This window comes from uncultured Campylobacter sp., assembly GCF_938045775.1.
Taxonomy (GTDB): Bacteria; Campylobacterota; Campylobacteria; order Campylobacterales; family Campylobacteraceae; genus Campylobacter_B.
In genome coordinates this window covers 1-2,932 of sequence record NZ_CALIBH010000065.1, presented here as the reverse complement: position 1 = coordinate 2,932, position 2,932 = coordinate 1, and the positions used below count along the sequence as shown (strand labels likewise).

Below are 2,932 nucleotides of genomic sequence, written 5' to 3'. Positions count from 1 at the left end.
TATGAACGACGAATTTTACATGGATTTGGCGCTGCGGGCTGCGTGGCGCTATCAGGCCTTGACGCTACCCAACCCCGCCGTGGGCTGCGTGCTTCTGGATAAGGGCGGTAGGGTTCTAAGTATAGGCGCGCACAAAAAGGCGGGCTTTTTGCACGCCGAAGCAAACGCCGTTTTCGCCGCGCTGTGCGATCTGGACGTAAATTTTGCGCAGGATTTCGCCCGCGAATACGCCCGCGAATTCGGCGTTAAATTTCAAAATTTAGAAGCCCTAAAAAGCGCGCTTTTGCAGCCGAGCTTCACCTATGATTTTATCTTAAACCGCCACGGCGGGCTTTTGCGCGGCGCTTGCGCCTACGTCACGCTCGAGCCCTGCGCGCATCGCGGCAAGACGCCATCTTGTGCCGAGCTTTTGGCAGAGCTAGGCCTATCGCGCGTGGTAATCGGCGCGCGCGATACGAACGCGCAGGCTGCGGGCGGCGTGGAAATTTTACGCCGCAGGGGCATAGAGGTGAAATTTGACGTTTGCCATGCCTCGGCGGCGGAGCTTGCGGAGCTATTTTATTTGGCACGCGAGAGCGGCTTTTGCTTCATCAAAATCGACGCCACGCTAAACGGCGCGGTGCATGGACGGATCGGCAGCGAGAAGCAGCGCGCGTTCGTGCACGAGCTGCGCAGCGTGTGCGACTACGTAGGTGTGGGCGGGCAGACCGTGCGCGCCGACAGACCGACGCTGGATGTGCGTGCGGCCAAATCTGATGAAATTAGCGCTTTGGTGGGCAATGCTGATATGTTGACGCCAGACGCGCGCGTTGCGCCGCAAAATCTAAAGCCGCGCGCGCCCGATGTGTGGATTCGCTCGCGCCGCGCACTTTCGGATTTTGATGCGAGCATTCCGCTTTTCGGCGTCGAAGGACGCAAGGTAGAGGTTTCGCAGTCGCTACCTGCGGACGCAAAAATCACGATGATAGAGGCGGGGGCGAGTTCGTTTGACGAGTTTGCGCAGTTTGCGAGTCACGCGCTTATTTTTTACAGCGCGCAGATGAGAGACGCGGGAAATTTTAGAGCAAATGCCGCGCTACGGCCGCTTTTCATCTCCAGCGCAGGCGATCCGCACCTAGAAGCGAACGAATTCTACGGCTGGTTTAAAATTTTAAAATGAAAATTGCAAAAGCTTCGCTATTATCGGTATGAGGATCAGCAGCGCTACTATTATTATGACGACCAATAGCGCCTTATCTATGTTATATTTTCTTGCCGTAGATTTTGTCGTTGGGCTGCAATTTTGCAAGAAAGCCCCGAGCTTGTATCCGCTGATATGAAATAGCCAAGCGATCCAAATCGGTCCGAGGGATAGGCACATCGCTGCAAATGCAATTTCTGATTTATTTAATATCATTATGCCGACGATCATAAATAAAGATAGCAGACTAACGATAATCACGCCTATCGTCGAAAAGGCGATAAAAAATATAAAATTTAACTTGCAATCGATGCCTAAAATGCGAAAGTCGATAATTTTATCAGCGATATAAAATGCGGAGATTATCGTTAAGATAGCTTTTGCGAGCTCGGCCTTAAAAGAAGCGTAGGGCAATAGCGGTACGCCAAAAACTGCATTCGATATGATACCTACGTGCGATAAAGTAAAACCGAGCGAGAACGAGAATACGCCTGTCAGTACGATGCCCAAAAGCAATTTGTAGAAATATATTTTCATACGCAATCCTTAAAATTCTGCGAAATTATACGCAATAGCAGCTTAAAATTTTGATCGCAAATTTAGCGTAAGCTTTGAAATTTTTCACGTATGCCGCAAGCAACGGCGCAGAGCGAGTATAAAAAACAGATATATGCCGCAAGCGGGACAAAAGCGACAAATCCCGAAGCATAAACTAAAGCGACTAGCACATATGTGGCATTTGCCAGCGCAGGTATGCTATAAGTCCAAAGCTCGGGCTTTTCAAAAGGGGTGTCGATAGCGTTAAAATACAAAGCTAAATTTACGATAAGCAGTAGAAAAAATATATAGTTCTTTTTCATAAAAGGAAAAGCGGCGCAAACCAAGACTACTATCAAATTTAATGCGATAAGAAAACCTATGTAATTAATATCTATAAAGGCGCAAAGTAAGCCTAAAACCGCGATTAATATATCTCTTTTCATAACCGATTGCCGTCCTTTTTAATTCCTGCAATTATAATGCGTAGGTTTAAATTTTAATAAAAAAGTATTCCGTGCTTAAAATTCCGTCGCGCCGTGCGTGTAATTCACGCCTATGAAATTTAGCGCATACGGACGAAATTTAAACTGGGCATTTAGCTTTATCTAGATGCAAAAAAGATAAGACCCAACCAAGTTGCAGATATAATAAGCAGCAAGATAGGGAATAGCTTTTTATTGATCTCACCGCTTCTTTTTCGGCTGATGATTTGCAAAAAATTACCGAGCTCGTAATCGCTTTTGCGAAATAAATATACCGTTGAGCAGATGCCCATGAATAATGCCGCGGCGGATAAAATCGCTACTAATTTTTTATCTAAATCCATACCATATATCATAAAACCGAACATCGCGATAAGAATGATGGCGGTAATAGCTAAAATTCCTATCGTTGCAAAGGCGATGAAAAATATAAAATTTAATTTACGATCGATGCCTTTGACATAAAAATCGCTCAAACTGCTACTGATATAGAAGGAAAATAACTCAAGAATTACCGTCGTAAAAGGCAGACGAATATCGCCCGGGAATAAAAAATATCCCTTCAAAAGGTCTATTATATTAACATTTAAAAGTTTTGAGAGGTGCAATGAAGCAACGTAAAATGAAATCAAAAAAACTGCCAAAAAGACATTGCCTAAAAGAAACTTGTAAATTAGGTATTTTATGTTTTTGCGCACCTCGGCTCCCTGAAATTTCGCGAGATTATACG

At 45.3% G+C, this 2,932-nt stretch carries 4 protein-coding genes; 1 reads left to right on the top strand and 3 read right to left on the bottom strand.

The features are described 5' to 3' along the window. Positions 1–1,159: bifunctional diaminohydroxyphosphoribosylaminopyrimidine deaminase/5-amino-6-(5-phosphoribosylamino)uracil reductase RibD (gene ribD, locus Q0238_RS02195; protein WP_297942484.1), on the top strand; the 1,159-nt coding region annotated here is incomplete at its 5' end. Here ribD and Q0238_RS02190 read toward each other — a convergent pair. The 3 genes from Q0238_RS02190 to Q0238_RS02180 all read right to left on the bottom strand — a co-directional run. Then, on the bottom strand, positions 1,151–1,717 hold the full coding sequence (locus tag Q0238_RS02190; protein WP_297942482.1) for a hypothetical protein: 567 nt from the start codon (positions 1,715–1,717) through the stop codon (positions 1,151–1,153). The genes ribD and Q0238_RS02190 overlap by 9 nt on opposite strands. Positions 1,718–1,779: 62 nt before the next feature. Continuing rightward, positions 1,780–2,163, bottom strand: coding sequence for a transporter (locus Q0238_RS02185; protein WP_297942480.1), 384 nt, complete (start codon positions 2,161–2,163; stop codon positions 1,780–1,782). 158 nt (positions 2,164–2,321) lie between these two features. Beyond that, positions 2,322–2,932: hypothetical protein (locus Q0238_RS02180; RefSeq protein WP_297942477.1), on the bottom strand; the 611-nt coding region annotated here is incomplete at its 5' end.

What these genes read in the sequence shown, in the direction of transcription:
- Q0238_RS02190 (WP_297942482.1), bottom strand. Translation starts at nt 1,717, where the DNA reads ATGAAAATATATTTCTACAAATTGCTTTTGGGCATCGTACTGACAGGC.
- Q0238_RS02185 (WP_297942480.1), bottom strand. Translation starts at nt 2,163, where the DNA reads ATGAAAAGAGATATATTAATCGCGGTTTTAGGCTTACTTTGCGCCTTT.